This is a genomic window from Terrisphaera buseokensis (assembly GCF_047521145.2).
Classification (GTDB): Bacteria; Verrucomicrobiota; Verrucomicrobiia; order Opitutales; family Opitutaceae; genus ER46.
Window position 1 is genome coordinate 2345410 of the sequence record NZ_CM134186.1, and the last position, 23341, is coordinate 2368750.

14 protein-coding genes are annotated in these 23341 nt (G+C 65.2%); 9 read left to right on the forward strand and 5 right to left on the reverse strand.

Annotated elements, in window-relative coordinates:
• Nucleotides 1–205: 205 nt before the first annotated feature.
• Entirely contained in the window at nt 206–5140 is a 4935-nt protein-coding gene (locus tag ACLJEU_RS08580; RefSeq protein ID WP_414662194.1) for a DEAD/DEAH box helicase, read from the reverse strand.
• A 384-nt stretch (nt 5141–5524) separates the two neighbouring features.
• On the opposite strand from ACLJEU_RS08580, the gene ACLJEU_RS08585 reads away from it, so the two are divergent.
• The 4 genes from ACLJEU_RS08585 to ACLJEU_RS08600 all read left to right on the forward strand — a co-directional run bounded on the left by ACLJEU_RS08585 (nt 5525) and on the right by ACLJEU_RS08600 (nt 9462).
• Nucleotides 5525–5815: a helix-turn-helix domain-containing protein gene (locus ACLJEU_RS08585; RefSeq protein WP_414662195.1), complete on the forward strand. Its 291-nt coding sequence runs from the start codon at nt 5525–5527 to the stop codon at nt 5813–5815.
• 136 nt (nt 5816–5951) lie between these two features.
• Complete coding sequence (locus tag ACLJEU_RS08590; protein WP_414662196.1) at nt 5952–7454, forward strand: sulfatase family protein; 1503 nt, start codon at nt 5952–5954, stop codon at nt 7452–7454.
• Nucleotides 7455–7555: 101 nt separating this feature from the next.
• Nucleotides 7556–8509 carry an ABC transporter substrate-binding protein gene (locus tag ACLJEU_RS08595; protein WP_414662197.1) on the forward strand — a complete coding sequence of 318 codons (954 nt, stop codon included), beginning with the start codon at nt 7556–7558 and terminating at the stop codon, nt 8507–8509.
• A 62-nt stretch (nt 8510–8571) separates the two neighbouring features.
• Nucleotides 8572–9462, forward strand: coding sequence for an ABC transporter permease subunit (locus tag ACLJEU_RS08600; protein WP_414662627.1), 891 nt, complete (start codon nt 8572–8574; stop codon nt 9460–9462).
• A 34-nt stretch (nt 9463–9496) separates the two neighbouring features.
• Here the strand turns inward: ACLJEU_RS08600 and ACLJEU_RS08605 are convergent, their stop codons facing one another.
• From ACLJEU_RS08605 to ACLJEU_RS08620, 4 genes are read right to left on the reverse strand one after another with little or no spacing between them, the layout of a single operon-like run.
• A complete protein-coding gene (locus tag ACLJEU_RS08605) occupies nt 9497–10696 on the reverse strand; it encodes an ABC transporter permease (protein ID WP_414662198.1) in 1200 nt (399 codons plus the stop codon).
• Nucleotides 10693–11418 carry an ABC transporter ATP-binding protein gene (locus tag ACLJEU_RS08610; RefSeq protein WP_414662199.1) on the reverse strand — a complete coding sequence of 242 codons (726 nt, stop codon included), beginning with the start codon at nt 11416–11418 and terminating at the stop codon, nt 10693–10695. The genes ACLJEU_RS08605 and ACLJEU_RS08610 overlap by 4 nt, the downstream gene beginning before the upstream one ends.
• Entirely contained in the window at nt 11415–13292 is a 1878-nt protein-coding gene (locus ACLJEU_RS08615) for a GAF domain-containing protein (protein ID WP_414662200.1), read from the reverse strand. The genes ACLJEU_RS08610 and ACLJEU_RS08615 overlap by 4 nt, the downstream gene beginning before the upstream one ends.
• Nucleotides 13293–13297: 5 nt before the next feature.
• Nucleotides 13298–14824: a TolC family protein gene (locus ACLJEU_RS08620; RefSeq protein WP_414662201.1), complete on the reverse strand. Its 1527-nt coding sequence runs from the start codon at nt 14822–14824 to the stop codon at nt 13298–13300.
• A 414-nt stretch (nt 14825–15238) separates the two neighbouring features.
• On the opposite strand from ACLJEU_RS08620, the gene ACLJEU_RS08625 reads away from it, so the two are divergent.
• The 5 genes from ACLJEU_RS08625 (at nt 15239) to ACLJEU_RS08645 (ending at nt 23333) form a co-directional block, all read left to right on the forward strand.
• A complete protein-coding gene (locus tag ACLJEU_RS08625) occupies nt 15239–16642 on the forward strand; it encodes a Gfo/Idh/MocA family protein (protein ID WP_414662202.1) in 1404 nt (467 codons plus the stop codon).
• A gap of 162 nt (nt 16643–16804) precedes the next feature.
• The gene (locus ACLJEU_RS08630) at nt 16805–20212 is read left to right on the forward strand and encodes a DUF7133 domain-containing protein (protein ID WP_414662203.1); all 3408 of its coding nucleotides are present in this window, start codon (nt 16805–16807) and stop codon (nt 20210–20212) included.
• A gap of 92 nt (nt 20213–20304) precedes the next feature.
• Nucleotides 20305–21444, forward strand: coding sequence for a right-handed parallel beta-helix repeat-containing protein (locus ACLJEU_RS08635; protein ID WP_414662204.1), 1140 nt, complete (start codon nt 20305–20307; stop codon nt 21442–21444).
• A 172-nt stretch (nt 21445–21616) separates the two neighbouring features.
• A complete protein-coding gene (locus ACLJEU_RS08640) occupies nt 21617–22189 on the forward strand; it encodes a MarR family winged helix-turn-helix transcriptional regulator (RefSeq protein ID WP_414662205.1) in 573 nt (190 codons plus the stop codon).
• Between the two features lie 16 nt (nt 22190–22205).
• The gene (locus ACLJEU_RS08645) at nt 22206–23333 is read left to right on the forward strand and encodes an efflux RND transporter periplasmic adaptor subunit (RefSeq protein ID WP_414662206.1); all 1128 of its coding nucleotides are present in this window, start codon (nt 22206–22208) and stop codon (nt 23331–23333) included.
• The last annotated feature ends 8 nt before the right edge of the window (nt 23334–23341 follow it).

Sequence of the window (23341 nt, forward strand, 5' to 3'; positions counted from 1 at the left end):
CGCGCGGTTGCACTCCAGGTGGTCGCGCACCGGTGGAGACCGCCGCCAATCGGTACTGTCTCGAGAAGATGTGCTCGACCGGAATTTACCTGCGAGCGTGAGCGATTGGCGACGAGCTCAGTCTAGTTGCTCCTTCGGGCCAGCGCAGCATAAGCCGCGTCGATCAATGCTGGCTTTGGGTGCCGAACCGATAGTCGATGCCTCGTCACTTAGAAACGCGTTCATTGAGCGATGGCAGTGCGTGGACGATCCTCATTGTCTCCATGCTTACGGTGATGACGCGCTTGAGTAGATCCAGGATGTAGCGCGGCTGGTGATGCTCTCGGGCCCAGTCGTTGGGATCGTTGGGAATGCCACTGTCTTTGTCGCGGGTGATTTGGTAGCGCTCCATGATCCACTCGATGGCAGGCTTGCCGTTCACAACGTAGTCGTAGGCCGCAAGCGGAATGCCCGAAAGGGTGATGTGGCTGTTGTAGTTGATGACTGATTTATCCACCTGCTTGTCCTTCCGACCGAAGGTCATCTTCTGGACGAGGAAGTCCTTCGCCGGATCGAGCGCGAGGGCGCCGGTGTGTTCCTGGACGGGATAGGGCGCGATGGTTTCGTAGTTCAGGTGCCAGTGGGCAAGGTCACGACCCGCGCGACTGAAGTTCCAGAAGTCAGCCGTCGTCTGCGTGAATGGAATGCGCGGCAGCATCTTCTTCAGATCGCTGGCAAAGCGGGTCCGGTACTCCGGCGAGTGCAAGATCCCGTAAACGTAGTAGAAGATATCCTCTTTCGTAACCTTCGCATCGTAAGCGTCGCGGAAATCGGCGAGGATTGCGTCGGTGAGGGCGCTCCTCCGGCGGTAGCCGTCCACGAGTTCACCTTCCTGTTCCGTGGGTATGAGTTCGTCGTCTTGCGGTTCGGCTTTTTCGTAGAGGTAGAGCGGGAAGCACTGACTTGTTCCATTTTGAGCGGACATGCTCAAGTCGGGTAGGGCATCGCAAACGATTCCGGAAAACTCCACACGGCTTCCTACGCCAGTGACGCAAATGAGAAGATTTTGTAACGGGGCTTTGGGGAAAAACTTCGTTAGCTGTCCCTGCAGTTCATTGAGGTGCCTATCAAAATAAACTGCTTGTTTGCAAAATGGCCGATAAAGACCAATGCGCACGGCACTGGAATGAACCAAGTGCTTCACGCCTTTTGTGAGATCAGCCTTGAGACTCCGTGACCATGAGATTTTGCGAGCATCGGTATCAACGAAGTTGTCAGCAAATTTCGCTAATTCCGTTTTGGACTTCCCGCTGCTAACTTTTGAAAAACCCCTGACCTGTTCGTTGTAAAACGAAACCATACGATCGATGTTTTGGGTAACTGTAATTCGTGAATAGTTGTAGCACCACACGTCCCGATTTGTTTTTAGACCGTGTGAGTAGGTTTCGAATATAGCCTTAGTGCGGTCGTTCTTTTTATCACCAAGCGAAACAAACATTTCAAAAACCGGATCGCGTTGATTGATCCAGTCGTGGCTGGAATTTGGAGAAATGCGCATCCAACCTTTCTCTCGGTGGATACCGTTGAGGCTCCGAAGGCGACTGATGGCACCAAGCTTTTCCTCACGAGTTAGATAGTCCCCAACGTCATGGTAGTAGATTTCACATCTCCTCTTCCTATCTGGATTTTTTATGAACAGAGAAATTGCGATAAGCGCCATGCTGCTCTGGCCAAAAACGTTTTGTCCTTCCGCCTTGTCGAAAGTTCGGATGTTCCCGCGAAGATTGAAGACATAGACACTGGTAAATTCGTCAGCGAGACTGGCGCGGACGCCGTCGAGCGCATTGCTGTCGATAAACGATCCATTGGTGACAAACCCCACGACGCCTCGTACTTCGATGCGGTCGCTGGCCCAACGCAAAGCGCGAACGTAACTATCATAAAGGCTATTTTTGAGTGTAGCGTTTGATCGTTCAGCGTAAGTTGAACGGATGCGCCCGTCGAGGCCCGGATATCTAAGGTTTTGGTTGTTTGCATTCGCGTCACCTTGACCCACCGAGTACGGCGGATTGCCGATCACGACCCGGATGGGACTTTGCTTCTGCCGTTTCACGCGCCGGTTGTTCTCGGGAAACATTTTTTCCTCCATTTCACCCTTCGATTCCGAGATCTGGAACGTGTCGGTGAGAACAATGCCCTCAAACGGGATGTAGCCGTCCGTCTTCCCCAGCGTGGCGGAGCTTTTTCCGGTGTCTTTTTCGACTGCGCGCTGCAGCGAATGGAAAGTCTCTTCGATGTTGATGGCCGCGATATAGTAGGCGAGGAGGACGATCTCGTTGGCGTGCAGCTCGTGCTGATATTTGCGCAGGAGATCGGCGGGCTTGATGTGACCGCTCTGCAGCAAACGGACAATGAAAGTACCTGTACCCGTGAACGGATCGATGATGTGGACGTCCTTGTCTCCGAGTCCGGAATTGAATTCGTGCCGGAGGACGTCGCTCACGCTGTGGATGATGAAGTCCACGACCTCGACGGGCGTATAGACGATGCCCAGCCGCTCGGCCACCTTCGGGAACGCGGTGCGAAAAAAATTATCGTAGAGTTCGATGACGATGCGCTGCCGCCCCTCGGCGTTGTCGATGCCGGTGGCGCGTTCGCGGACGCTGGCGTAGAATTTCTCCAGTGCGGCCGTCTCCTTTTCCAGCGCCTGATCCTCGAGGGTATCGAGCATCGTCTGCATGGCGATGGACACTGGGTTGTGCTGGGTGAAGGCGTAGTTCGCGAACAGCGCGTCGAAGACGGGGCGGGTGATAAGGTGCTGGGAGAGCATCTCGATCGCGTCGTCGGCGGAAATGCTGGGATTCAGGTTTTCCCGGAGACCGGCCAGAAAATCGGCGAAGGCGGTCTTGTGACGTTTCTCGCCTGAATCCAGCAGAGCCTTGATTCGGGTGGTGTGACGCTCGGCGATGACGGCGACGTCCTTCGCCCAACTTTCCCAGTAGCGACGGTCGCCGCATTTGAGCACGATGCGGGCGAAGATGGCGTCCTTCCATTCCTCCAAGTGGGGAAAGGCAAAGGCTCCCTGAACATCCCGGACGGACGGGCCGTCATCGCCGTTGCGTTTTTCACCGGGCTCCGTGCCGCCGACGCCGATGACTTGGATGGCATTCGGTCGGCTCGTGTTGAGTTCGATTTGGTTGACGGTCGCGTTGAAGCGGTCGTCGTGCGCGCGCAGCGCCTGCAGCACCTGCCAGACGACTTTGTATTTTTCGTTATCCTTGAGTGCCTCCTCAGGTGCCATATCGGCCGGGATGCCAATAGGGAGAATGATGTAGCCGTACTTCTTCCCGTCGGCCCGACGCATGACGCGACCCACGGACTGCACGACGTCGATGACGGAATTGCGGGGATTGAGAAAGAGCACGGCGTCGAGGGCCGGCACATCGACGCCCTCCGAAAGACAGCGTGCGTTGGACAGGATGCGGCAGGTGTGGTCCGGCGCGTCGGTCTTCAGCCAGTCGAGACACGCGTTGCGCCGGAGGGCATTGAACGTACCGTCCACGTGGTCGAGTTTGCAGTCGAGGAGGTTTTCCTCGTCGGGGTGCGCAATCCGGTACGCTTCGATCAACTGGGCGAATTTTTCCGTGAAGGCCTTCGAGTCCTTGATGGAACGGGAAAAGGCGACGGCGCGGCGCATCGGGCCGGTGTCGCCTTCAAGATCAGCTTCGGCGGCGGTGGCGCGATCGACGCGCTTCGCGAGGCCGTTCCAGCAGCCGGTGATTTTGACGGCGTCGTCGAGGTTGAGCTCGTTGTTGGCGTCTGCGATCTGGCCCTGGAACGTCTTCGAAACGTACTTCTCGTCCACCGCGAGAACGAGCACCTTGTAATCGGAAAGAAGCCCCTTGCTGACGGCTTCGCCGAAGCCTAGGCGGTGCAACTCGGCCCCGAAGATCGCGGCGTCATCCATCGAACAGAGTTCCGCGTCGGCGTCCTTGGCCCTGCCCTTGGTGTCGTCGCTGTAGATGCGCGGTGTCGCCGTCATGTACAGGCGCTTCTTCCCGCGGATGAAGGTAGCGTCGTGAATTTTCACGAAGTGACTCTCGTCGTCGCCACTCAGGGTCACGCCGGTGGTGCGGTGAGCTTCGTCGCAGATGATCAGGTCGAAGTCGGGCAATCCCGCTTTTTGCGCGTCGGCCACGGCCTGAATCGACTGGTAGGTCGAGAAGACGACGGTCATCTGCGCGGGTGCGGCTTTTTTCCGAGCAACCGCGTGAGTGGCCTCGTAATGCCGGACGATCTGCCGGGGCGACGTGGTCGCGGGAAAAGCCAAATCGTGCGTGGTGATGTCGGCCTGATCGTCGTCGCCCTTCGTGTGCTTCTTCCCGATATTGGCGTCGGAGCAAACGGCCAGACTGTGCAGCGGTTGAGTCGCCTCAGCGGTCCATTCTCGGAGGCTCTGGGAAAGCAGTGAGAGCGACGGCACCAGAAAGAGCACGTGGCCCTGCGGTGCGAGTCGTTCCGCGATGCAGAGTGAGGTGAAGGTCTTGCCGGTGCCGCAAGCCATGACGAGCTTCCCGCGGTCGGCGGCGGTGAGGCCGTCGACCACGTCCTTCAGTGCGGCTTTCTGATGGTCCCGCGGCGTCTTTCGCTTGCGGACGGTGAGATCCTGCGGGCGTTTGAGGTCGAATTTGGACCAGTCAATCGGGCTCGAATCGAGGTCCTGCACCCGCAGGCGCGTGACGGGCTTGGATTGGTTGGCCAGGGCGTGCTCCGCATTCTTTCCCCACCGGTCGGTGGTTGAAACGATCATGCAGGAGGTGAACAGGGTCTTGCCCGCGGCGGTGAAGAACGAATCGATGTCTTCCTTCGCGAGCGTGTGGTCGGGGAGATAGAATTTGCACTGGATGGCGCAGAATTCGTTCGTCGCCCGCTCCTCGGCCACGATATCGATGCCGACGTCGCCGACTTTTCCCTTGTGGGGAAAATCGTTCCACATCCAGACGCGGGAGAAGCGATCCTGATAAATGGGATCGAGTTCGAAATAGCGGCACATGAGCCGCTCGAAACGATCGCCTAAGTCCCGGTTAGAGGTCGCTTCGTCGCGAAACTGACCAAGGATGGTGTGAATGCTGGGCCGTGAGCCGGCTTTTCGGTCACTCATCGCTGAATCCCGTGGGTTTGGTCGACAGGCCCGGATGGGCGTGCATTCGATTGTACCTGGCATGCGTCACGGAAGGATGTCATGGTGGGTTTTACGCGGCCCTATTGCTGGCGGTGACACCGCCAGGGACGCAGTCGGTCGTGCGGAGACGCCAATCTTGGCGCCAATTGGCCGCACGTGTTAATCGCACTACCAATAGTAGGGTGTAAAGCTTCGAGTCTCCTTCGCGTTGTCCGCCGCATCTGTCGATTGCGGCGAGGAAAGGCTGGCATGTAGCGCCCTGGCCCCGCCGCGCTATGAGTGCGCGTCTTGGTTCACGCGTAGCCAAAGAATCACTACCGATGCTGGGGTGTAAGGCTTTAGCGCCGGCGGTTAAGCTCGTCCATGGAAAGCGAGACGTCGAAGCGCCTGATAAATCGATTGCGGCAGTTGCGGGAACACCGTGGCCTCACCCAAGAGGGGTTGGCGGAACGCGCCGGGTTGATGTATAAGCATTATCAGGCAGTTGAGGCGGGACGAAAACCGGATCTCCGCCTCTCGACACTGGAGAAGTTGGCAAATGGGCTAGGGCTTGAGCCGTGGGAATTGCTTCTGCCGGCTACCGCAACTCCTGCGGTGGCCGAAGCGCAGGCGAAGTATGGCCGGAAGCGCCTGCGGAGCCGGCGAAAAAAGTAGCTCCGCGGGGAATCCCGGTCCGGCCGTTGCTCGTTTCCGCTCTTGAGTCGGGTGAGAAGATTCAACGGGTAGTCAGCGTCCGCCGCCTCCCGGCTTGAGCGCGGGCTGCCGCGCATCCAGCGTCCTGGTGTTCCCCATGCGTATCCGTTTTCCCCTGATCCTGTGCGCAAGTGTGGCGTGGGCCGCGGCGGCGTCCGCTGCCGACTCGCGCCGGCCCAACATCCTGCTCGCCCTCGCCGACAACTGGGGCTGGCCCCATGCGGGCGTGCTCGGCGATCCGCTGGCGCAGACGCCCGTCTTCGATCGCGTGGCGCGTGAAGGCATGCTGTTCGCGAACACGTTCTGCCCGGTGCCCTCGTGTTCGCCCACGCGGGCAAGCCTCCTCACCGGCCGCGCGGCGCACCAGCTGGCGGATGCCGCCAGCCTGTGGAGCAAGTTTGACCGGGCGTATCCGGTGTTCACGGACATGCTGCGCGCGGGCGGGTACGACGTAGGCTTCACCGGCAAGGGGTGGTCGCCGGGCAACTTCAAGGACTTCGGCTGGACCGACAACCCGGTCGGGCGCGAGTACAATGACTTTGCCGGCTTTCTCGCGGCGAAGGACGCGTCGAAACCGTTTTTCTTCTGGCTGGGTAACATCGACACGGCGCGGCACAAATGGCGTTACGACGCCGAGGGGCTGGCCGGCCTCGATCCCGCGAAGCTGGTCGTGCCGCCGCAGTTCCCGGACGATCCGGCGACGCGCAGTTCGCTGCTGGCGTACTATGGCGGCGTGCGCCGGATGGATCAGGCGATCGGCGAGGCGCTCGCGGAGCTGGAACGCCGCGGCGAGCTGGATAACACCATCGTGATCTACACGAGCGACAACGGCTGGCAGTTCCCCCGCGGGCTGGCCAACTGCTACGACACCGGAACCCGAGTCCCGCTGGCGATTCGCTGGCCCGGGCGCGTGAAAGCCAGCGGGAAACTGCAGGGCTTCGTAAGTCTCACTGATCTCGCCCCGACCTTCCTCGAGATCGCCGGCGTGCCGGTGCCGCGCGCGATGACCGGCCGGAGTTTCGCCGGCCTGCTGCAGGGGCGGGCGGAATCGACGCCACGCGACGCGGTGTTTCTCGAGCGCGAGCGTCACGCCAACGTGCGCCGCGGCGACTTGAGTTATCCGGTCCGCGGCATCCGCACCGGCGAGTTTCTTTACCTGTGGAACCTGCGGCCCGATCGCTGGCCCGCCGGCGATCCCGAGTTGTATCATTCCGTCGGTCCTTTCGGTGACGTGGACCTGTCGCCGCTCAAGGAACTGCTCGTGAACGGAGCGGGCCGGCCGGAACTCGCGCGCTTTCGCACGCTGGCGCTGGAACGCCGGCCGGCCGAGGAGCTCTACGATTTGCGCTCGGATCCGCACCAGCTCCGCAATGTCGCGGCCGACGCCGCGTACGCTGCGCCGAAACAACAGCTGCGTGCGCGCGTCGACCAATGGATGCGAGACACCGCGGATCCGCGCGTCGATCCCGCGTACGATGGTTGGGATAAATTTCCTTACTTTGGACCGCCGATTCGGCCCGCCGGGGAAAAGGCGAAGCAGCCGCGGAAAACGGCGCAGGAGAAAACGTCAGGGCCGTCCGCGCCCGCTGTCACGCGATGACTTCGGAGTGGAGCTTTGCCCAAAAGCCCGCACGTTGCGGTGGTCAGCCGCGAGGCCGGAGACGATTCTCGCCACACCCTTCGTTTGAACCCCTGTCAGCCATGAAGCGATTCTGCCTTTCATTCCTGTCCACCGTGCTCGTCCTCGCCGCCGCGTTGCCGGCGTCCGCGGCCCCGGCAACGCGTCCGCTGCGATCGGTGGGACTCACCGTCGGTGATCTGGGCAATCCGTTCTTCGTCCAGGTTGCGAAGGGCGCCGAGGCCAAGGTGCGTGAACTCGGCGGCCCGGGCGTGAAGTTCAGCGCCGTGTCGTCGAACTACGATCTGAACCAGCAGACCAATCAGCTGGAGGATTTCATCGCGGCGAAGGTCGATCTGATTGTGCTCAACGCGGCGGACACGAAGGGCATCGCCCCGATGGTGAAGAAGGCGCGCGCGGCCGGCATCATCGTGGTGGCGGTGGACGTCGCGGCCGAAGGCGGCGTGTCGGCCACGGTGATGTCCGACAATCTCCAGGCCGGACGCCTGGCGGCGGAGTTTCTCGCCGCGAAACTGGGCGGCAAGGGCGAGGTCGCGATCATCAACGGACCGCCGGTGTCGGCCGTCATGGATCGCGTGCGCGGCGCCGAAGAGGTGTTTCGCCGGCATCCCGGTATTCGCGTCGTCTCCCGCGATCAAAACGCCGGCGGCAACCGGATGGGCGGCATGAATGTCGCCACCGATCTCCTCACCGCGAATCCGCAGCTGGCCGCGATTTTTGCGATCAACGATCCGACGGGACTCGGCGCTGCGCTCGCGATTCGTCAGGCCCGGCGGGACCAGGTGTTTGTCGTCGGCGTCGATGGCGCGCCGGATGCGGAGAAGGCGCTGCGTGACGGCAAAAGCGCGTTCCTCGCGACGGCCGCACAGGATCCGTTTGCGATGGCGGCGAAGGCGGTCGAGGTCGGCGTGGGCCTCCTGCAGGGCCGCGCCCCGGCGGCCGATCCCTTGCTCGTGCCGGTGTCGCTGGTGACGCGGGAAACCGTGGGCCAGTACAAAGGGTGGACGGCGAAGTGAGAGCGGGGAGGCCAGCCGCGGGCGCGACGCGCCGGGTGTTCGATGCGCTCGGCATCCTGCCGATGCTGATTGGCGTCGCGGGCGTGTTCACGGTGCTGACGCCCACGTTTCTCACGACGGCCAATCTCGTGAACGTCGCGCGGCAGGCGTCGATCAATGTCGTGCTCGCAGCGGGCATGACGTTTGTGATTCTCACCCGCGGCATCGATCTCGCGGTCGGATCCGTGCTCGGCGTCACGGCCGTGCTCGCAGTGCAGCTCTCGTTAATCGACGGCTGGGCGTGGAGCGCGGTGCCGGCAAGCCTGGCGGCGGGTGCGCTCATCGGCACGGCCACCGGCATCGCAGTCGCGTATGCCGGCCTGCCTCCGTTCATCATCACGCTGGGCACGTTCACGGCGCTGCGCGGCGCCGCCTACCTGCTCGCGAACGGCACCACCGTGATCAACAACGACCTCGCGTTTGCCTGGATGGGCAACGACTACCTCGGGCCCGTGCCGTGGCTCGTGGTGATCGCGCTCGCGGTGATTGGCGTGAGCGCGTTCGTGTTGCGGCGCACGGTTTTCGGCCGTGATGTTTATGCGGTGGGCGGCAATCCCGAGGCCGCGCGGCTCGCCGGCATCAATGAGAACGCGATGCTCGTCGGCGTGTATCTGTTGAGCGGCACGCTCGCGGCACTGGGTGGCGTGATGAGCGCGAGCCGGCTTTACAGCGCCAACGGCCAGCTCGGTTCCGGCTATGAACTCGATGCGATCGCAGCGGTGATTCTCGGTGGCACGAGTTTCGCGGGCGGCGTGGGCACCGTGCTCGGCACCTTGTACGGCGCGCTGGTGATCGCGGTGCTGAACAACGGTCTCACGCTGCTCAACGTATCCTATTTCTGGCAACTGGTGGCCAAGGGCTCGCTGATCGTGATCGCCGTCGCGATCGATCGGTTGCGCCGGCGGACGGAGTGACCGATCGCTGTCCGACCGACGCCGCGGGTGCCGGTTAGGTGGTCGGCTTCATCGCCACCACGGGCCGCAAGCGCGCGGCCTGAAACGCGGGCAGGAAGCCGGCGACTGCGCCGACGACCAGCGCGAGCGCGATGCCCGCGGCGGGAATGGCGGGCGAGAGAAAATACGCCCAGCCCGCCTTCCAGGCGATGATCCGGGTCGCCACCAGTCCGAGCGGCACTCCGATCGAACCGCCGACGGCGCACAGGATCACCGCTTCATCCATGAACTGCGCGTGGATGTCGCTGCGCAGCGCGCCGAGCGCGCGACGCAGGCCGATCTCCTGGCGCCGCTCCGCGACCGCCGTCATCAAGCCATTCAGAATGCCGGTACCGCCCAGCACGAGCGCGATGCTGCCCGTGGCGCCGAGCAGCAGCGCAAACAGCCGCAGCTGCCGCTGCATCTCCGCCACGAATTCCGCGGCACTCGTGCCCTGCAACCCGAGGCCTTCGACGCGTGCCTGCAGATCGGCAATCGCATCCGCAATCACCTCGGCGGGCGAGGCATCGCCGCGATGCTGCGCGTAGATGACGCTGATCTCGGCGCCGTCCAGCACCCGGGCAAAGGTCTCCGCGGGCAGCAACATCGCCTGATTGAGATCGCCCTGATGCAAGCGGATCGCCTGCGCCGGCCCGAGCACCCCGACGATGGTCAGCAACCGGCCTTCCACGGTGATTTGCCGGCCGAGCAGGGGCGTGCTGCCGCCGCCGCGCAGGTTCACCGCCTGATCGCGACCGATCACGACGTGCGGCTCCGTGCGATCGAAGTCCGTGAGGAGCCGGCCTTCCGCGGCGCTGAGCCCGTTGAGATCGGAGAAGGCTTCGGTCACGCCGAGCAACGTCGTTTGCAGCGCGCGGCCGGCAAAGCCGATCGTGACGCGGCGCTCCATCAGCGGGGCGACGCGTTCCAGCGCCGGTACCGCGGCCGCCATCTGCCGCACGGTTTCGAGATCCAGGACAGGCGGCCGCCGGCCGGCGGGGTTCGCGGTGGTGGACGACTTGCGCAGCGCGAGCACGTCCAAGCCGCTGCGATCGAACTGCCGCAGGGCTTCGCGGCGGACGATCACCGTGAGCGCGAGCATGGCGACCACCGCGGCGATGCCCACGGCGAGGCCGCCGAGCGCGAGCAGGTTGCGGCGCCAGGCGTGTCGGATCGCACTGGCCGCGATGCGCAGATTGATCAGGAACGGCATCATGCGACGACGCCGCGAGCGGCGACTGCGGACCCGGCGTTGGCGGCGTCGGTTTCTGCCAGTTGCCCCGCGTCCAAGGTGAGTCGCCGGTGCGCGCGGGCCGCGTCCGTCGGCGAGTGCGTGATCATCACGAGGGCGGCGTTCGTCTCGCGCGCATGCTCGAGCACCACGCTCATGACGGCGTCGGCCGTCGCGGCGTCGAGCGCGGCCGTGGGTTCGTCGGCCAGGATCACCCGCGGCCGCCCGACCAGGGCGCGGGCCACCGCGACGCGTTGCTGCTGGCCGCCGGAGAGCTCGGCCGGGTGGTGGCTTGCGAGCGCCGACAAACGCAGGCGTTCCAGTATCTGGTCCGCTTGGACGCGGGCGTGACGCGGGGCGAGGCCGCGATAGACGAGGGGCACGGCGACATTCTCGCGCACCGTGAGTCGCGCCAGCATCGGGGCCGATTGAAACACGAAACCGATCTTGCGGTTGCGCAACAGCGTCAGTTCGTCGTCGTCGCACGCCGCCACGTCGCGCCCATCGAGCCGGTACACGCCCTCGTCCGCCCGGTCGAGCAGGCCGAGCAGGTTGAGCAAAGTGGATTTGCCCGAGCCCGAGGGGCCCGTGATCGCCACGAATTCGCCCGGGTAAATCCGCAGGGAGATCGCGCGCAGCGCCGCGATCCGCACGGGCCCGATCCGATAGGTCCGCGCGACGGACTCGAGCTCGATCACGGGTGTCACGGCGTCACCGCCTTGGCTTGCGTGGCAATGACGTCGCCCGGCTTCAGGCCCGAGCGAATCTCGACGCGATCAGCGAGCACGACACCCGTGGTCACCGGTACGGACTCGGGCTGGTCACCGTTGCCACGCCGAAACACCACCGCGCCGCCGGCGTTGCGTCGCACGGCGCTGACGGGCACGACGAGCGCGGCGGGCGCTTCGTACACCGTGATATCGAGTCGCGCGGACATGCCGAGACGCACGGCGGCGAGTTCTGCGGGTGACAGCGGCCCGGTCCGGACCACGATGTCAAAATAGGGCCGCGCGCCGCTCACGACCGCCTGTGACGACAGGTAGGCCACGCGCCCGCGCAGGGTGTGGGGCGCAAAACCGTCGCCGGAGATCACGACGGCCTGGTCGTGGCGGATGCGCGCGATGTCGATCTCGTCGGCGCGCGTCTTGACCGCCACGCCCTCGAGATTGCCGATCGCGAGCAGGATCTCCGACTGGTTGATGCTCATGCCCTGCTCGTAGAAGCCGTCGTTGCCCAACGCCCGACCGGCGGTCGGCCGGGTGTTCGGGAGGATGACGATGCCCGAGAACGGCGCGCGCAGCGTGGCCTTGGCCAGTTTGCCGCGAAGTTCTTCAATGCGGAGCCGGGTGTTCTCGACATCGTAACGCGCGGTCGTGATGCGATCGGGCGTCGCGGTGGCGAGAACGTTGTTGAGTTCCTCCTTCGCCGACTGGAAATCCGCCTCCTGGGTCGCGAACTGCTGGCGCGCGCTGTCGAGTGAGGCCTGCGCGATGATGCCGAGCCCGGAGAGCTGTTCCATTTCGCGCAGGTTGCGCTGGTTCGCCTCGAAGCTGAGCCGGGCCTTGATGAGGCTGCGTTCGGCGCGGGCGACTTCGGGACTCTTCGCCCAGGTCTCGAGCCGCTTGAGTTCGGCGGTCGCCTTGAACAACGCGGCCTCGCCATTGCGCAGCTCCACCTCGACTTCGGTCGGATCCATCCGCGCAAGCACCTGATCCTTGGTGACCAGTTCGCCGTACTCGAAATTTTTCTCCGCAATCCGGCCGCGGAACGGTGCGGTGAGGTTGCGGACTTCGAGCGGCTCGATGTTGCCGAGCAGCGCGATGCCGGTGCGGACGGGTGCGGTGGCGACGGTGTGCCAGGCGAGGGGCGCGCCGGTCGCGATCGGGCGCGAGGCGGTCTTCTTCTGGCCGGTGCCGAGCCACGCGAAGAGCCCGACCGCCACGAACAGCGCGACGCCCGTCACGAGTGAAATCAGGCGCACCCGCTGGATGCGGCGTCCCAGCAGCACTTGGACGGTGGCGCTTTCCTCGATCTTGAGAAACGCCCGCTGCAGTTCGGTGTGGTTGGACTCAAGCTGCCCGTGCAGCTCGCGCTGGGCGTCGCTTTCCTTTTTCAGTCGCAGAAAGAGCTGCGCGTTCTCGATCGCCACGCCGGCCTGGCCGCAAATGGCATCGAGCAGGGTTTCGTCGCGCGCGGTGAGCGGTCCCGCCCGGCGGTTGAGCAGCTGGATGACGCCGATGCGCCGGCCGGCGCTGTCATTGATGGGGCGGCAAAAAATATCGCGGGTGCGAAATCCGGTTTGTTTGTCGACGGAACCGTTGAAGCGCGGATCGGCGTAGGCATCGGCGAGGCGGATGGTCTCGCCGGTTTCGAAAACCTGCGCGGCGATCCCGCGCCCGCGCGGCACGCGGATGCTGGCGGCACCCTGCGCGACGGGCGACCAGAGTTCGCCCTTTTCCTCGTCGAACACAAAGAGCGTGCTGCGCTCGACCTCGAGGAACTCGGTCACGCGCGCCATGATCTGGATCAGGATGCGATTGAGATCCGGGGATTCGGGCGTGGCGGCGGCGGAGTCGGGCATGGTGGTCACGGCCGAGGGCTGTTGGGGGCGGAGGTGTCGGCGGGCACGGCGCGGGCCGGCCCCGGCCGTTGATCGAGATCCTCGATGCGAATGCCCCACGCCGCGAGCGTGGTGCCGAGGGTCTGCTCGAGGAGCGTGAGTGTATTCAGATAGCTGATTTGCGCGGCGATCTCATTCAGGCGCGCAGTCACCAGATCGTTTTGAAAGGTGATGATGGCGAAGTTCGAGGTGCGCCCTGCTTGGAGCCGACCTTTCTCGATCTCGAGCTTGCGCTCCGCCAGTTCGCGCGCGACGGCCGAGACGTCCACGCGGCGCTGCGCCAGATCGATCGCGCGGAGCGTCTCGCGTACCTCAATCTCGATGTTCTCGGTGACTTCCGTCACGTCGATGGCTGCCTTCTGCGCCCGGCCGCGGGCCCGCACGTAGGTTTGTTGCCGCGTCAGATCGCCGAAGGGCACCTGCAACGTGAGACCGACGTTCCAGTCCTCGTTGAGGCGCGTGAACGCCTGATCGAGCGCGCTGTGGTAACCCGGTTCGCTGCCGGCGATACGGTAGCGCGAATTCAGGTTCAGCGACCACAGCCGGTTGTTGCGCGAGACATCGACGATCACATCCGAGATCGCCTTGCCCTGCAGGGTTTGGAGGTAGTCGGGCCGGTGCGCGAACGCCAGCTGTCGGCAGGTCTCGAGGTCGAGGGCGAATTTCGGCAGCGCGATGTCGTCGCTGGCGACGAACGTGGTTTCACGCTGGACATCGAGGACCCGCACGAGGCTGAAGCGGGCGGAGTCGCGCGCGGCCTGGGCGGTGAGGAGATTGAACTCCCGCGTCGCGATGTCGGCCTCGGTCTGGATGATCTCCACCGGCGGCAGGATGCCGGAGGCAACCAGCGCGCGGTTGACCCGCAGCTGCTCTTGCGCGCGGGTGAGGGCGGTCCGGCTGACTTCGACCTGCAGCTGCGCCTGCAGCAGGTTGCGATACGTGAGCACCACGCTGGTGACCGTCGTGATCACGCTGCGTTTGAACTCGAGGACATTCGTCTGCTCGGTGAGCCGGGCGATGCGCAGGTTGGCGAGGTTGGTGGCGAAACCGGCGCCGCGGAGCAGCGGCTGATCCAGCTGCAGGAACACGCTCGAATCGTAGACCTTGTTGTTGGCGGCGGTGCGATCGGTGGCGGCGTTGTCCCACGTCAGGCCGAAACGCGCGCCGGTCGGGACGCGTTGCGTGACGGCCAGCGACGCACTGCCCGCGCGCGTGAGCACCTCGTTGCCGCGCGTGGTCACCGGGTTGTAGCGCGCGGTCGACGTCAGGTTGAGGTCGGGCACGAATTCATCCTGCGCGACCTTGAGATCGTAGCGCTGCACCTCCCGGTCGAGGCCGGCCTTGGCCAGCCCGCGATTGTGAAACAGCGCGAGCTCGATCGCCTGGCGCAGGGTGAGCGAACGGCGCGTGCCGGCGGGCTCCGGCGCGGCCTCAGGGGGCGGCGCGGGCTGGGCTTTCAAAGTGATCGCGCCGCCGAAAAGGCCGACGAACATGCCCGCCGTGGTGGCGGCTCGAACAAGAGGACTGAAGTGCCGGCAAAGCGGGAGCCGAACCATGGAACTGTCGGGGAGAAGACTGGAGCCTGAGGACGCCAAAGGCCAATCGTGGGCCGGCGGAGTGTCAAAACCATAGAGGGGAGGATGCAGGTGCTGGTCGGAATGTTTGGTCCAGAAAGCGCGTGCAGACGAACGATGGGCCGGGACTCCGACCGCCCCCGGTCGCAGCGGCTCATTGCGACCGGGGGCGGTCGCGGTCCCGTTCAAGCCATCGCCCTTGCGACCACCACTCGCCACGCTCAACTGCATCGGTTGCACGTACCGTCGGCGCAATAGCCGGTTCCCGGGAGCATTAACCGCTTTCCCTCACCGCATGATTCGCTTTCCTTGGACTGGATTAGCTCCACCCCCATGAAAGTCACTCCCTCGACCCGGCGGCAGTTCATCAAGACGACGGCGACGGCCGTCACCGCGTTCAACCTCCTGCCGCGTCACGTGCTCGGCGGACCGCGCTTCGTGCCACCGAGCGAAAAGGTGAACGCCGCGGTCGTCGGCGTCGGTGGCCGTGGCCTGCAGAACATGCGGGCCCTGCTCGCGCTGTCTGACGTGCAGGTCATCGCCGTCGCGGACCCGGCGGAGTCGTTCAGTCTTGAGGATTACTATTACAAGGGCCGCGGTGGGCGGTTGCCGGCCGTCGGCGAGGTGGAGAAACATTACGCCGCGAAGACGCCGAATTACCGCTGCGCGGCCTACGAGGATTTCCGGGTGATGCTCGAGAAGGAAAAATCCATCGACGCCGTCCTCTGCGCCACGCCGGATCATCTGCACGCGTATGTGTCGCTGCGCGCGATGCGCGCCGGCAAGCACGTGTACTGCGAAAAGCCGCTCACGCATAACATCCACGAAGCGCGCGAAGTCGCACGCGTGGCGGCCGAAACCGGCCTGGCCACCCAGATGGGCAATCAGGGGCACTCGACGCCCGGCATGCGCGAAACGGTCGAGTACGTGCGCGCCGGTGTGATCGGTGCGGTGCGGGAAATCCACGCGTGGGTCGGCACGAAACGCTGGAACCCGGGACTCGTCACGAAGCCCGCCGAAGCGCAGGCCGTGCCCGCCGGCATGAACTGGGATCTGTGGCTGGGGCCGCGCGAACCGCGGGCGTTCAACGCCGCGTACCACCCGGTCTCGTGGCGCGATTTCTGGCAGTTCGGCGGATCGTCGATGGGCGACTTCGGCTGTCACGATCTCGATGCCGCCACGTGGGCCTTCGATCTGTCCGCGCCCACGCGCGCCGAGGCGGTGTGGTCGGGGCCGAACGATGACGAGATCGCGCCGCACGGTTGCCAGATCTTCTACGATTTTCCGGCGCACGGTGCGCAGCCACCGATTCGTCTGACCTGGCACGATGGCGGACTCCGGCCGCGCAATCCCGACGCGCTCGGTGCCTTCCCGCTGCCGAAACGCGGCGTGCTCTTCGTCGGAGAAAAGGGCGCGATCCAATGCGACGGTGCCGGCGGCGCGCCGCGAGTGTTTCCCGAAAGCCTGCGCGCGAGCATGACCAAGCCCGCCCAGAGTTTGAAACGATCCAACGGCCATCACCGCGATTGGATCGACGCCTGCAAGGGTGGGGACGCGGCGAGCAGCAACTTCAGCTATGGCGCGCGCCTGACCGAGATCGCACTGCTGGGTGTGCTCGCCCTGCGCGCGCGCAAACCGATCGCATGGGATGCGGCGAACTTGAAGGCGACCGGCCTGCCGGAAACCGAACCGATGATTCGCGGGACGTATCGCGCGGGCTGGGAATTGCCCACCTGACCCGCGAGGAGCGCACGCGTTTTCCCGGGAGTGCGCGTTTAACCGGGAGCGCAGGCGTCCCGCCTGGTGCGTTGGCCGAAATGCAGGCGGGACGCCTGCACTCCCGGTTAAACCCTCTCGCCACTGGCGTTGGCCGCCACTTAGCGTTTCATTTCTCTTCCCATGCCCGATTCCCGTTTTCCCCTCGGCCGGCACGTCGTTGCCGCGGCCGCCTTTCTCTCCCTTCCCGCCCTGCTTTTGGCGCAAACGCCGGAACCCAAGGCCAAGGCCGGGCCCGCGCCGAAGGTCGGCCAGACGCGCAGCGCCGACATGGACGCCCGCGGCACCGGTGAACTCACGCTGCACAAATGGTCCGGTGACCTGAACGTCCCCGATCCCGTGGCCTGCACCGTCGATCCGCAGGGGCGCGTCTACGTGGCGGCCACGACGCGACGCAAGGTCGGCGATCTCGACATCCGTGAACACACCCTGTGGATCCCGGACGATGTCGCGCTCACGAGCGTCGAGGAAAAAGCCGCGTTCTTCCGGCGTGAACTGGCCCCGGGGAAAATGCGCGCGCCGCGCGGTTCGCTCCGCGATCACAACGGTGATGGCTCGATCGACTGGAAGGATCTCACGCACCACACCGAGCGCATCTACCAACTGCGCGACACCGATGGCGACGGCACGGCCGACAAGATGACGGTGTTTGCCGAGGGCTTTAATACCGAGGTCACCGGCATCGCCGCTGGTATCCTGTATCACGACGGCTGGGTGTACGCGACAATCGCGCCCGATCTCTGGCGGTTCAAGGACACCAACGACGACGGCGTCGCGGACATCCGCGAGATCGTCGTGCACGGCTTCGGTATCCATCTGGCTTATGCCGGCCACGACATGCACGGGCCGATGGTCGGACCTGATGGCCGCATTTACTGGAGCATTGGCGACAAGGGCGTGAACGTGACCTCGAAGGAGGGACGAAAATTCTTCCATCCCAATGAAGGCGCGGCGATGCGCGTTGATCCCGACGGTTCGAACTTCGAGGTCTATGCCCGCGGCCTCCGCAACGTGCAGGAGCCGGCGTTCAGCGAGTTTGGCGACTTGATTGGAGTGGATAACGACGCCGACCAGCCGACGGAGCGCGAACGCTTCGTGCACATCGTCGAGGCGAGCGACAGCGGCTGGCGCAATAACTTCCAGTACATGAAGACGGACAGCCCGTGGATGCGCGAAGGCCTGTGGAAGCCGAAGTTTCCCGGTCAGGCCGCTTACCTTCTGCCGCCGCTCGCGAGCTATTCCGACGGTCCCGCCGGCTTCAAACACGATCCCGGCACCGCCCTCGGCGAGCGGCAGCGCGGCATTTATCTCCTCAACGAATTTCCTTCCGGCAAAATGCGCGGCTTCAAGATCGAGCGCGACGGCGCGACGTTCAAGATGGTCGACGCCCGCATCGTGAACGATGGCATCATGGGCATCGGCATGAGCTGGCATCCCGATGGCTCGCTCATGATGGTCGACTGGATCGGCGGCTATCCGCTCGACGAACTCGGTGCCCTGTGGCGCGTCGATGCGAAGGGCGCAGCGGCCGATCCGATCCGCGCGGAAGTCCGGACGATCCTGTCGGCGGGTTTCGCCGCGCGCAGCGATACGGAGCTAGCGGCTCAGCTCGCGCATCGCGACCAACGCGTGCGGCAGGGCGCGCAGCTTGAACTCGCGAAACGAAACCGGGGTGAACTCCTGCTCGCGAGCGCTCGCGACGCGAAGGCCACGCTCCTCGCCCGTATTCACGGCCTGTGGGGTTACGGCCAGCTGCTGCGCCGCAATGCCGCGGACGCGGCGTCGGTCGCGACCCTGCTGCAGGATGCGGATGCGGAAATTCGCGCGCAGACCGCAAAGATCCTCGGCGATGCCGCTCTCACTGGGGCGAAAGCGCAGGGCCGCGCCATCGTGACCCTGCTGGCCGATGCCTCGGCGCGCGTTCGGCTGCAGGCCGCCATCGCGCTCGCCAAATATCGCGAGCCTTCGGCGGTCGAGTCGCTGTTCGCGATCGCGGCGAAAGAGGGCGGCGATCCGGTGATGCGTCAGGCCGCGGTGATCGGACTCGCGGGCTGCGCGACCGCGGACCAGTTGGTCGCGAAGAAATCCGAGGCCGCGGTGAATGTGCGGCTCGCCGCGGTCGTCGCGTTGCGGCGCCAGGCGTCGCCGGCCGTGGCGGCGTATTTGCAGGACAAGGACGCGCTCGTGGTGGCCGAGGCGGCGCGGGCCATTCACGACGATCAATCGATTCCCGCGGCGCTGCCCGCGCTGGCGGCGCTGCTCGACAGCCCGATCGCGAACGAGGTGATCGCGCGGCGCGCCATGAATGCCAGTCTGCGCGTCGGCACGCCGGCGACGGCCGAACGCCTGCTCGCGTTTGCATTGAATCCGGCGACGCCCCGCGGCCTGCGCGCCGAGGCGCTGACCACGCTGCGGCTTTGGAAAGCGCCGCCGCGACTCGATCTGGTTGACGGTGTGGCTCGCACGTTCACGCCCGCGCCGATTGCCAGCGTGCTCACGCCCCGACTGGAGCAACTCCTCGCCCTCGACGACGCCGGCCTGAAGACCCTCGCGATTGAAATCATGATCGCCCACGCGCTGCAGGCGCGGCCCGAGCAGATCGCGGCGATCGTGGCCGACAACCAGGCTTCGGGCGAACTCCGCGCGCAGGCGTTGCGGCTCATGGCCGGAGAGGCGAAATCCGGCGCGGCGTTTGAGCGCGCGGTGGGTTCGGGCCTCGTGGCGGACGCTCCGACGCCCCTCAAGCTGGCGGCGCTCGATCTGTTGCTGCCGGAGAACCCGGAACGCCTCGCGCGCGAAGCGCGGGCGACGCTCGATCGTCCCACGGTGGCGGAGAAGCAGCACGCCATCGCGTTGCTGGCCAAGGCGGCGCATCCGGCGGCCGACGCGCTGCTCGATCAGCTGGCGGGCGATCTCGCCAAGGGAACCGTCACGCCCGCGGTGAAACTGGATGTGATCGATGCCCTGCGCGCGCGCGGCGCGACCAACGCGGCGCTCGCCGCCAAGCTGAAGACCTATCTCGCGCAACCGGCCTCGGCAGCACAGGACGAACTGCTCGTCGGCGGCGATGTCGGGCGCGGCCGCGACCTCGTGGCCAACCATCTCGCGGCCAACTGCACCGCGTGTCATTCCGTGGAGTCGAACGGCGGCAGCGAAGTCGGTCCGAATCTTCGCACCATCGGCACCCAGCGGGATGCCGCCTACCTGCTCGAAGCGTTGCTCGCGCCGTCGGCGAAGATCGCCACCGGTTTCGGCATCGTGAACGTCACCTTGAAAAACAAATCCGAGGTCACGGGCACGCTGGCCAAGGAAACGCCCGAGGCCGTGACGGTGCGGCTGTTCGATGGCAACCAGCAGACAATTCCGCGCGCGGAGATCGCCACGCAGACCGCGCCGGTTTCGATCATGCCGCCGATGGCGGGCATTCTGCAGCCGCGCGAAATCCGCGATGTGGTGAGCTACCTGACGAGTCTGCGCGGCGGTGGCCGCGGCGGCAATCGGCCCGCGCCGAAATCGGAAGGGCAGGAGTGAGGATGTCATTCGATCGCTCGTGCGATGCAGGGGCGCAGCGCGCCTGCGCCCGCGGGCGTGGACGAGCCACGCCCCTACAGAAATTTCCTTTCATGGCGTGGCTGGCGTGCCTGGTCGGGTTGGTCGCGGAAATCCGCGCCGCCGACGTACACGTTGCCAACGCCGCCGAGTTTCGCACGGCGATGGCCGGGGTAAAACCGGGCACGCGCGTGCTGCTCGCGCCGGGAGTGTATCGCGGCGGGTTTCAATTCGCCAGCGTGCGGGGCGAACCGGGTCGTCCCATCGTGATCGCGGCGGCGGATCCGAAACGGCCGCCGGAGTTTCGCGACGGCAACAACGGCCTCCACCTGACCGCGCCGGCGTATCTGGAATTGCAGGACCTCGTTTTTGCCGGTCTCGCCCAGAACGGATTGAACATCGATGACGGCGGCAAGACCGCGGCGCCCGGCAGTTCGCATCACATCACGCTGCGCCGGCTCCGCATCAGCGACATTGGTGGCGACGGCAATCACGACGGCATCAAGCTGTCGGGCCTTTGGGATTTCACCGTCGCCGACTGCACAATCGAACGCTGGGGCACGAAGGGTGGCTCGGCGATTGACATGGTGGGTTGTCACCGCGGCCTGATCGTCGCGAATCTGATCCGGCACGTCACGCCGGAGCCGCCCAACTGCACCGCGGTGCAGTGCAAGGGCGGAACCAGCGAGATTGCGATTCGACGCAACCGCTTCGAGCACGCCGGCGGCCGCGGGGTGAATATCGGCGGCAGCACCGGGCTGCCGTTCTTTCGCCCGCCGGTCGTGGCCGGGACGCCCCAGGCCGAGGCCCGCGACATTCGCGTCGAGGGCAATACTTTCATCGGCGGCATCACCGCGGTGGCGTTTGTGGGCGTCGACGGCGCGATCGTGCGCTTCAACACCATCGAGCGCCCGGCGCGCTGGGCGATGCGCATCCTGCAGGAGAATCGTGGCGTCGACTTCATCGCCTGCCGCAACGGCCAGTTCACCGACAACCTGATCGTCTTCGAATCCACGCGCTGGGCCGAGGGCGGGGTGAATCTCGGGGCCGGCACCGCGCCGGCGACATTCTCCTTTGCGCGGAATTGGTGGTACTGCAGCGATCGTCCGGAGCGCAGCGAACCGAAGCTGCCGACCGCGGAAGAGGCTGGGGTGTACGGTCGCGCGCCGGAGGAAGCCCGCGGCCGCGCGGGCGCCACCGCCTTTACCGATTGAGCTCGTCCGAGTCGACCGCTGAGGAGCGCGGGCCGTGCTTGGCCCCGTCCTGCGATCTCCACTTTGCGGCCGGATGTAATCGTCTCCCGCCGCCGCCCATGCCGGAAAGGTATCGCGGCTGAGACCAACGAAGCATTTCCGCGTTGACCGGTTGTGAGCGATACTGGGGGCGATGAAGACCGCACCCTCGCATCCGTCGTCTCCGCCCTCAACGCCGGCGCGTCGTCTCCCGGCAGCGCGGTCGAAGCGCAGTGAGTGTCTGGCCGGCCGCACGCTGCTGGCGGTCGCCCGTCGGCGCAAAGGCCTCGACGCCACGCGCTGTCAGGTCGTGTTTGCCCACCTCGATGCGGCGCACGCGCTCCAGCACACCCTCCAGCAGTCGCTCGCCGCTCACGGCCTGACCGAGCTGCAGTTTGCCGTGCTCGTGGCGCTGTTCGCCCTCGATCCGGAACCGGTGGCGCCCGCGGATCTCGCCGACTACACGGCGGTCTCGCGCGCGGCGATCACGGATGCCGTGGTCCGGCTCGAATCGCTTCAACTCCTCTCGCGCGCCCGCGACGTGGCCGATCGCCGCGTCTTCCAACTGCATCTGACCGCGACCGGGCAAATCGCCGTCGAGCGCGCGCTCATGGCCTACCTGCGCGCCGCCGGTGCCTCCGCTCGCATGATAAAACCAGACCTACAGCAGGAATTGCTGTCTGCCTACCAACGGCTCCAGGAAGGCGCCGTTTCCGCCGCCGCTTGATTTCCATCTCCCGCTCATGAAAAAACGCGTTTTTCTCACCACCGTCGTCGCCCTGCTCGTGGTCGCAGCGATCTTCGGCTACAAATTCTTCACGCTGCGCAAGGCCCGGGAGGCCATGGCGTCGATGCGGCCGGCGCCTGCGGCCGTCACCACCGCCGCCGCCACGCCGCAGACCTGGCGCGAAACGCTGTCCGCGGTCGGCACGGTCGAGAGTTTTCAGGGCGTCACGCTCCGCAGCGAAATCGAGGGCCGCATTGTGAAAATCGCGATTCAATCGGGCGCTCCGGTCAAGGAGGGCGATCTCCTGGTTGAACTCGATGCCGCGCCGGAAGTCGCGCAGTTGAAGAGTCTCGAAGCCACGGCCAAGCTCGCCGCGGCGGCGCTGGAACGCGCTGGCGAGCTGCGTCGCACGAATACGAATACGGCCGTGGATCTGGAAACCGCGGAAGCGGGCCAGTCCCAGGCGCTGGCGGCGGTCGAGGGCCTGAAGGCCACGTTGGCGAAGAAACGCATCGTGGCGCCATTCAGTGGCCGCCTCGGCATCCGGCAGGTGAACATCGGCCAGTTTCTCAACAAGGGCGACGCCATCGTCTCCCTCGAGGCCATCAATCCGGCGTACGTCGATTTCGCCCTGCCGCAGCAGGAGCTGCCCCACCTCAAGGCCGGACTCGGCGTAACAGTGACGGTCGACGCCTTTCCCGGCCGCGTGTTCGAAGGCAAGATCGAGGCGATCAATCCGCGCGTCACGGACACCACGCGCAATGTGCGTATCCGCGCCCTGGTGCCGAATTCCGATGAGACGCTGCGCCCCGGACTCTTTGCCAACGTGCGCGTGCTGCTGCCGACGGAGACCGCGGTGCTGGAGCTGCCGACCACGGCGGTGGTCTACAGTCCGTATGGAAATTCCGTCTACGTCGTGGTGGAAAAGGCGGGACCGAACGGCGTGAAACAGCTGGTGGTGGAGCAGCGGTTCGTGACGACCGGCGCGAAGCGCGGCGACCAGGTGGCCATCGTCAAGGGACTGAACGCCGGCGATCAGGTTGTCACCGCGGGACAGATGAAACTGCGCAACGGCGCGACGGTCACGGTGAACAATAGTGTGGTGCCGGCGAACAGCCCGACGCCCAAGCCCGCGCAAAGCTGAGCCACCCG

What these genes read in the sequence shown, in the direction of transcription:
- ACLJEU_RS08580 (WP_414662194.1), bottom strand. Translation starts at nt 5,140, where the DNA reads ATGAGTGACCGAAAAGCCGGCTCACGGCCCAGCATTCACACCATCCTT.
- ACLJEU_RS08585 (WP_414662195.1), top strand. Translation starts at nt 5,525, where the DNA reads ATGGAAAGCGAGACGTCGAAGCGCCTGATAAATCGATTGCGGCAGTTG.
- ACLJEU_RS08590 (WP_414662196.1), top strand. Translation starts at nt 5,952, where the DNA reads ATGCGTATCCGTTTTCCCCTGATCCTGTGCGCAAGTGTGGCGTGGGCC.
- ACLJEU_RS08595 (WP_414662197.1), top strand. Translation starts at nt 7,556, where the DNA reads ATGAAGCGATTCTGCCTTTCATTCCTGTCCACCGTGCTCGTCCTCGCC.
- ACLJEU_RS08600 (WP_414662627.1), top strand. Translation starts at nt 8,572, where the DNA reads ATGCTGATTGGCGTCGCGGGCGTGTTCACGGTGCTGACGCCCACGTTT.
- ACLJEU_RS08605 (WP_414662198.1), bottom strand. Translation starts at nt 10,696, where the DNA reads ATGATGCCGTTCCTGATCAATCTGCGCATCGCGGCCAGTGCGATCCGA.
- ACLJEU_RS08615 (WP_414662200.1), bottom strand. Translation starts at nt 13,292, where the DNA reads ATGCCCGACTCCGCCGCCGCCACGCCCGAATCCCCGGATCTCAATCGC.
- ACLJEU_RS08620 (WP_414662201.1), bottom strand. Translation starts at nt 14,824, where the DNA reads ATGTTCGTCGGCCTTTTCGGCGGCGCGATCACTTTGAAAGCCCAGCCC.
- ACLJEU_RS08625 (WP_414662202.1), top strand. Translation starts at nt 15,239, where the DNA reads ATGAAAGTCACTCCCTCGACCCGGCGGCAGTTCATCAAGACGACGGCG.
- ACLJEU_RS08630 (WP_414662203.1), top strand. Translation starts at nt 16,805, where the DNA reads ATGCCCGATTCCCGTTTTCCCCTCGGCCGGCACGTCGTTGCCGCGGCC.
- ACLJEU_RS08635 (WP_414662204.1), top strand. Translation starts at nt 20,305, where the DNA reads ATGGCGTGGCTGGCGTGCCTGGTCGGGTTGGTCGCGGAAATCCGCGCC.
- ACLJEU_RS08640 (WP_414662205.1), top strand. Translation starts at nt 21,617, where the DNA reads ATGAAGACCGCACCCTCGCATCCGTCGTCTCCGCCCTCAACGCCGGCG.
- ACLJEU_RS08645 (WP_414662206.1), top strand. Translation starts at nt 22,206, where the DNA reads ATGAAAAAACGCGTTTTTCTCACCACCGTCGTCGCCCTGCTCGTGGTC.